General features: G+C 52.8%; 4 protein-coding genes. All 4 read left to right on the forward strand.

Translation table 11 applies throughout. The features are described 5' to 3' along the window. Positions 1–408: 408 nt before the first annotated feature. Positions 409–4,584 (forward strand): hybrid sensor histidine kinase/response regulator transcription factor, encoded by a 4,176-nt coding sequence (locus tag JT719_RS15815; RefSeq protein ID WP_207434285.1) that lies wholly within the window; start codon positions 409–411, stop codon positions 4,582–4,584. A gap of 244 nt (positions 4,585–4,828) precedes the next feature. Further along, positions 4,829–6,634: a glycoside hydrolase family 9 protein gene (locus tag JT719_RS15820; protein ID WP_207434286.1), complete on the forward strand. Its 1,806-nt coding sequence runs from the start codon at positions 4,829–4,831 to the stop codon at positions 6,632–6,634. Then, positions 6,631–7,029, forward strand: coding sequence for a helix-turn-helix domain-containing protein (locus JT719_RS15825; protein WP_207434287.1), 399 nt, complete (start codon positions 6,631–6,633; stop codon positions 7,027–7,029). The genes JT719_RS15820 and JT719_RS15825 overlap by 4 nt, the downstream gene beginning before the upstream one ends. Positions 7,030–7,364: 335 nt before the next feature. Continuing rightward, positions 7,365–7,924: MFS transporter (locus tag JT719_RS15830; RefSeq protein ID WP_341350771.1), on the forward strand; the 560-nt coding region annotated here is incomplete at its 3' end.

Raw genomic sequence — 7,924 nt, forward strand, 5'->3', positions numbered from 1 at the left:
CTTTACAAGTATAAAGCATCTTTCCCATGGGTGATGGATGATAAATGGCCTGCTTAACAAATGAGGCCTTAAAAGGAAACATTTGATACTTCCGGGGAGCGCTTAGGCAAGATACCTTTGAGGAAAAAATGTTGTGAGGTTGGTAGAAACAGGTCAATTTTTTTGAATATAAATTCAAGATTGTCTGTTAGTGACTTAAGCATTTAGTATTTTTACAAAGAGTGCCTGCCGGAAGAGGAGGAATGCAAAGGGTGTTTTGGGTTAGTTTTTCAAAAAACAGGCCCAATCCAGTGCTCCCGGAAAACGAAGGGGCATTGCCGGAGAGGGACGTAATGTTAACTCGTTTCCGGCGGCTTTGTGAAAGGTGCGCTCTCCATGTTCAGGTTTATTTCCCACGTTATGTCACCTATGGGTTTTGTTAGAAAGATTGTAGTGGCGTTGGTTTTCCTGTGTTGGTTCACGCAGGCGCATGCCCAGTCTCCGCAGCGGTACCGGTTTTCGGTGATTGACATAAACCAGGGGCTCTCCAGTAACCAGGTAAAGTGCTTTCTGAAAGATAGCCGCGGGTACCTGTGGGTGGGCACAGTAGCCGGCGGACTCAACCGCTACGATGGCTACAAACTGAAGGTGTACAAGTACCAGTCTGATGATACTACTTCTCTCCTGAGCAATGATGTGACTAAGTTATTAGAAGGGCCGGACGGTAGAATCTGGGTGCAGACCTCCCAGGGAACCTGTGTTTTTGACCCGCGCACCGAACGTTTCTACCGGAACCAGGAAACGTTTCAAAAACAATACAAACTACCTGCCGGCGTAGTGGAAGACCTCCTGAAAGACCAAGACGGTAACTTTTGGTTTGTGGTCGCCGGGCAGGGACTGGCAAAGTATAATCCGCGCACCAAAGCCTCGGTGCACCTGAAACACAACTTCTCCTCCAAAAGCAGCCTCAGCACCAACAACATCTCGGCCATCGGGCAGAATACCCTGGGCGAATTGTGGGTAATCCATAAAAACGGCATCCTGGAGAAACTGGACCGCAAAACCCTGAAAGTAACCCAGCGCAACGACGAGATCTACCGCACCTATAGTCGCGAGGCCCTGGATTACGCTCTCACCGTAGACTCTGGAAACGACCTTTGGCTGTATGTGCGCGAGCGGGAGCATGGCGTCTATTTTTATGAAAACGCCTCAAAAACGCTCCGGCACCTGCACAAAGGCTCCTCGCCCATAAAGTTGAACAACAACATGGTGCGGGCCCTCATTGAAGGCGACCCCGGGAAAATCTGGATAGGCACTGATCACGGCGGCATCAACCTGCTGGATAAGAAAACCTTCACGGTGCAGTACATCCGGCATGACGAGGAAATGGACAAAAGCCTGGTGCATAACAGTATTCATGCGCTATACAAAGACAACGAAGGCATTATCTGGGTAGGAACCTTCAAGAAAGGCATCAACTACTACCACAAAAACATTGTGCGGTTCCCGCACTTCAAGCACAATACTTCTATTCCGGGTAGCCTTCCTTTTGATGACATCAACGCTTTCGCCGAGGATAAAAAGGGCAATCTCTGGATTGGTACTAACGGCGGCGGGCTCCTGTACTATGACCGGCAGCTAGGCACCTACACCCGGTTCAACCACAACCCGGCCAATGCCAACAGCCTCTCCAGCGACGTGGTGGTGAGTCTGTTGCTAGATAAGAAAGACAACCTGTGGATAGGGACTTACCTGGGCGGCCTTGACAAGTTTGACGGCAAAACCTTCACCCACTTCAAAAATGAACTGGGCAAGCCCGAAAGCCTGGCAGATAACAGCATCTGGGAACTGTACGAAGACTCCAAGGGGAACCTGTGGGTGGGTACTTTGAGAGGTGGGCTTGAGTTGTTTAATCCGCAGCAGAACGGGTTCATCCATTCTGCGGTGGGTATGGGTAAGTTTCCGGTACACTGCAATTACATAACTTCCATGGCCGAGGACCGTCAGGGGAACCTGTGGGTAGGTGGCGGGTACGGCATTGACGTGATCAACAAAGAAACCGGCAAGAGCACCTATTTCTTCCATGATGCTAAGAACCCCAAAAGCCTTATCAGCAACAGCATTACCTTCATCCACAGAGACCGCCGGAACAATCTCTGGATAGGCACTACCGAAGGGCTGGACCTGTACAACGAGAAAGAGAATTCCTTTACGCACTTTACCACCAAAAACGGGCTGCCCAACAATACCATTACTACCATTCTGGAGGATAAAAGCGGCAATCTGTGGGTGAGTACGCACAACGGCATCTCCAACCTGCTTGTTCATAAAGATAAAAACGGCTACCGCTATGATTTCCGGAACTATGATGAACTAGATGGCTTGCAGGGAAAAGCCTTCAATGAGAATGCGGCCCTGACCACCCGCCGGGGAGAGATTCTGCTGGGTGGCTCCAACGGTTTTAACCTGTTTTTGCCAAACGGCATCGGAAAGAACAGAACAGCCCCACAGGTGGTGTTCACAGATTTTCAGTTGTTCAACAAATCCCTGGAGCCTAACCAGCCGGTCAACAACAGAGTCATCCTTACCCAAACCATTTCAGATACAAAGGAAATGACGCTGGAGCACGATGAGAACCTGTTTTCTATTGAGTTCTCGGCCCTGAATTTCATCCATCCAGAGAAAAACCGGTATCGCTACAAACTGGAGGGCTTTGACAAAGAGTGGCACACCACCGATGCCAATACCCGCAGAATCACCTACACCAACCTTGACCCCGGCGAGTATGAATTTAAGGTGTTGGCGGCCAACAACGATGGCGTCTGGACCCAAACCGGGGCTACCATGAAGATCACGGTGCTGGCGCCTTTCTGGCAGACGCCGCTGGCTTTCCTGCTGTATGGCCTGGTGGTCATAGCCGGCCTTGTCCTGGTTAGACGCCTGGAACTGCGCAAAGCCATTGCCAGGTTCGCGCTGGAGCAGGAGCGCAGAGAAGCCCGGCAGTTGCATGAGCTGGACCTCATGAAAATCAAGTTCTTCACCAACGTAAGCCATGAGTTCCGTACGCCGCTCACGCTTATTCTGGCGCCCATTGAAAAGCTCCTGAAAACCACCCAGGATCCCGAGTTGCAGCTACAGTTCCAGATGATCAACAAAAATGCGAAGCGCCTGTTGAACATGGTGAACCAGTTGCTGGACTTCAAGAAAATGGATGTGGAGGATCTCAGGCTTTCGCCGTCTGAGGGCAATGTGGTCACGTTTGTGCAGGAAACCGTTGATTCCTTCGTGGATTTATCAGACAAGAAGAACATCACGCTGACCTTCACTTCCAGCCTGAAAGAGCTGTTCATTTCTTTCGATAAAGACAAACTGGAGAAAATTCTGTTCAACCTGCTTTCCAATGCCTTTAAGTTCACGCCGGAACAGGGCCGCATAGAAGTGGAGCTGAACTGCCACCACAATGATTCTTCTTCTGAGGGAATTAAAATTCTGGAGATCAAGGTGAAGGATACGGGCATTGGCATTGCCAAAGAAAACCACAAGAAGATTTTTGAACGGTTCTTCCGGGATACGGTGCCCAGCCACATGATGAACCAGGGCAGTGGCATTGGCTTAGCCTTGGTGCAGGAGTTTGTGAGTTTGCACGGCGGCATGATAACCGTAGACAGCACCCCCGGAAAAGGAAGCTGTTTTACTGTAACCTTGCCAGTGAAAGAACTGAGTCATAAGCCTGTTGCAGAGGAGGTTTCAGTAGAGCCGGAAAGGGTGCCGGAACCCTCGGAAGCAGCGCCTAAGAAAGGAAATACCCAAGCCTTTACAGAGAACAAACCCCTGGTGCTCATTGCAGAAGACAACGAAGATTTCAGGTTCTATCTGAAAGACAGCCTGCGGCCACATTTCAACATTCTGGAAGCCAGCGACGGGAAAGAGGGCTGGCAGAAAGCACTGGCTCATTTGCCAGACCTTATTGTGAGTGACCTCATGATGCCGGAAGTAGACGGCATGGAGTTCTGCAAGAAAATCAAAGCCGATGCCCGCACCTCGCAGATTCCGTTTGTGTTGCTCACCGCCCACGCCTCTGATGAGAAAAAGCTCAAAGGATTGGACGTAGGAGCCAACGATTACCTCACCAAGCCTTTCAATTTTGACATTCTGCTTTCCAGAATCAGGAACCTGATTTCGCAGCGCGAGCTGTTGCAGAAGGTGTTTGAGAAGAAAATCAGCGTACAGGCCAGCGAAAACGAGATTGTCTCTTTGGATGATAAACTGGTGCAGAAAGCCATTAAACTGGTGGAAGATAACCTGTCTAACCCAGACCTCTCTGTTGAGGAAATGAGCCGGGAGTTGGGTGTGAGCCGGGTACACTTATATAAAAAGCTGTTGGCCATCACGGGGCAGTCGCCGGTGGAGTTTATCCGGAAGATTCGCTTGCAGCACGCCGCGCAGTACCTGGAGAAAAGCCAGTTGACCGTAGCCGAGGTGGCGTACAAAGTAGGGTTCAACAACCGGAAGTACTTCACCAAATACTTCAAAGAGGAGTACAACATCCTGCCCTCGCACTACGCAGAAAGCCTGAAAGAAAAAGAAGTACAAGCGCAGGAATAGGGCACGTGGGAGAGTACCCGTTTCCGGGGTTTTCTGGGAAAACAGGGCAAAAACGGCGGGGTTAACATCACAGGGATACATTTGAAACATTTGGTACACCTGTGAGCCGCAGGGGAGTGTTACTTTAGCAGAAACCGGCAGACGTTGAATCCTGGTATCTGGCAGATGCCCGGTGAGTTGTCTGCCGGTTTCAACTCTGTTATCCCCTTACCTGATTTTCAACCATACCCCGTAACGATAGAACATGCGTACTTTCTCCAAAGCCCTCACGGGAGCATTTCTTTGCCTTTCTTTTTCCTGCGCCAACGCCCAGAATTCACCGCAGACGGTGAAAGGGCAAGAGGCCATCCGTCTGAATCAGTTGGGTTTTTACCCAAACGCCTCTAAAATAGCCGTAGTGGTGGGCGAGAACAAAGGCGGCAAGTTCTTCCTGAAATCCGCCGATAAAGCCAAAACCGTGTACACCGGGCAGCTCTCTGAGGTGAAGCCCGCCGAACTTTCCAAACGGCCTACCCGCGTGGCAGATTTCAGCGACTTCAGCACGCCCGGCACCTACGTGCTGGAAATTCCGGAGGTGGGCCGTTCTTATACCTTTGAAATAAAGCCCGATGTGCACAAAGGAGTAGCCGCCGCGTCTATCAAAGGGTTCTATTACCAGCGTACCGCCATCGACCTACCCGAGAAGTACGCGGGCAAATGGCACCGGCCGGCCGGGCACCCAGATACCAAGGTTTTGGTGCATCCCTCGGCGGCCTCGGCGCAGCGCCCCGCCGGAACGGTCATTTCTTCCCCGCTGGGTTGGTATGATGCCGGTGACTACAACAAGTACATTGTGAACAGCGGCATTACCATGGGCACCATGCTGTCGGCGTACGAGGATTTTCCGGCTTTCTATAAGACGCAGAACCTCAACATCCCGGAAAGCAACAACACCGTGCCTGATTTATTGGATGAGGTGATGTGGAACCTGCGCTGGATGCAGACCATGCAGGACCCCAATGACGGAGGCGTGTACCACAAACTCACCAACCCGTCTTTTGACGGCATGGTCATGCCAAACAAAGCCACCAACCCAAGGTACGTAGTGCAGAAAAGCACCGCCGCCGCGCTGGACTTTGCCGCCGTTATGGCCCAGGCCAGCCGTGTGTACAAAAACTTCCCTAAAGAATTCCCCGGTTTGGCTGATTCCTGCCTGACCGCCGCAGTGCGGGCCTGGGAATGGGCCCAGAAAAACCCGAAGGTGCTTTATGAGCAGGAGGCCATCAATAAAAGCTTTGACCCAGATATCAGCACCGGAACCTACGGCGACCGTGACGTGAGCGACGAGTTCATCTGGGCCGCCGCCGAGCTGTACGCCACCACCAAGCAAGACAAGTACTACACCGCGGTCTCCATATTCCCCGATGCCAACATGCCCCTGCCCAGCTGGCCGCAGGTGCGTTTGTTAGGCTATTACACCTTACTCAGACACAAAGACAACCTAAGCCCTGCTGCCCAGAAAGACCTGCCCGAGCTAAAGAAGCGCCTTCTGCAGCTAGCCGATGACATGGTAACCGGTGCCAACCAGGGAGCCTACCGGACAGTGATGGGCCGTGTGGCACAGGATTACATCTGGGGCAGTAGCTCTGTAGCCGCAAACCAGGGCATCACTCTGGTGCAGGCGTATCTGCAAACTGGCGATAAAAAGTACCTGCAAGCTGCCCTTTCCAACCTGGATTACCTCTTGGGCCGCAACGCCGTGGGCTACTCCTTTGTGACCGGATACGGCGACAAAGCTACCATGAACCCACACCACCGTCCGTCCATCGCCGATGGCATCAAGGAGCCCGTTCCCGGTTTGCTGTCGGGCGGAACAAACGGGCAGGCGAACAAACAAGACAAGTGCGAAGGCTACACGGCTACTTCTCCCGATGAAATGTACCTGGATGTGGATTGTTCCTACGCTTCCAACGAAATCGCCATCAACTGGAACGCGCCGTTGGTATACCTGGCCGGGGCGGTAGAGGCCTTGCAACAAAAAGCTGGCTTTGCCGCCAGAAGTGGCAAATGAGCGTGACGGTAACTTCTTTGCCGGCCACCTATGCGCTTGGGCCCAGGTTTCAATCTAATGTGAAGGTAGAGAAAGTGCTGCAATACCTCCAGGCTTGTTACCGGGAAGAAGTGCGGCTGGCCGAGGTGGCGGAACTGGTAGACATGGCCGAAGAGTCTTTCTGCCGATTCCTGAAACAACGGACCGGGAAAACCTTTGTGGAAAACCTGCATGCCATTCGGTTGGGGCACGCCACGCGCATGTTGGTGCAAACGTCCCAGCCCATCACGCAGATTGCCCTGGCCTGCGGCTTTAACCAGCCCTCGTACTTCAACCGTATTTTCCGGCGCACCCACGCCTGTACACCCCAGGAATTCAGGAAACGCTACGGCCGGTGCAAGTCTGCTGACCAATAAGCGGTTAAGTCCCTGAATGATTCTGGGCAGGAGGCGGGCTGGCTTATTTTCCACCGAAGTCTGAGTAGAAAACTGTATACTTGAAGGCGTATTAGCCGTAGATGGCTGCCGTAAGGTGGCCATTTGCTTTCAATGGTGCTATTTAAACGCAGGCTATTTCCGGGTTTCAGGGCTGATTTTACAGAAGTAGCCCTGAAACACGGAGTGGTGGATGCGTTGGTTATCACCAGGGCTGGTACGCCGTATTTTTTTACTTTTTACCATTTACCTTTTCCCGGCATGTTCTGCGCAACTGGAGCATGCCTTTCCCTTTCACCAAAAATCCAGACAATTTCATGGCAGGAATCTCAAACAGCGCCCGCACGGCCTCGGCTGCCGCGGAGGCGGTGGCCCCCGCGGGCAAGAGCTACACGGGCCCGCTGATGGTGGTGACGCTGCTGTTCTTCATGTGGGGCTTCATCACGTGCATGAACGACATCCTCATCCCCAAGCTGCAGCAGGTCTTCACGCTGCAGAACTGGCAGGCGATGCTCATCCAGACGGCCTTCTTCGGGGCCTACTTCATCGTCTCGCTCCTCTACTTCATTATCTCGGTGACCAAGGGCGACCCGATCCTCAGGATCGGCTACAAGAACGGCATCATCGTGGGCCTGGCGGTGACGGCGCTGGGCTGCCTGCTGTTCCTGCCCGCGGCCGACTCGCACTCCTACGGCCTGTTCCTGGGCGCGCTGTTCGTGCTGGCCTCCGGCATCACGGTGCTGCAGATCACGGCCAATCCCTACGTCTCCATCCTGGGCCCGCCGGAGTCCTCCTCCAGCCGCATGAACCTGACGCAGGCGCTCAACTCCCTGGGCACCACCATCGCCCCGGTGCTGGGCGGCTACCTCATCTTCGA

The organism is Sabulibacter ruber (assembly GCF_017355955.1).
In the GTDB taxonomy this organism is placed as follows: domain Bacteria; phylum Bacteroidota; class Bacteroidia; order Cytophagales; family Hymenobacteraceae; genus Nibribacter; species Nibribacter ruber_A.

What these genes read in the sequence shown, in the direction of transcription:
- JT719_RS15825 (WP_207434287.1), top strand. Translation starts at nt 6,631, where the DNA reads ATGAGCGTGACGGTAACTTCTTTGCCGGCCACCTATGCGCTTGGGCCC.
- JT719_RS15815 (WP_207434285.1), top strand. Translation starts at nt 409, where the DNA reads ATGGGTTTTGTTAGAAAGATTGTAGTGGCGTTGGTTTTCCTGTGTTGG.
- JT719_RS15820 (WP_207434286.1), top strand. Translation starts at nt 4,829, where the DNA reads ATGCGTACTTTCTCCAAAGCCCTCACGGGAGCATTTCTTTGCCTTTCT.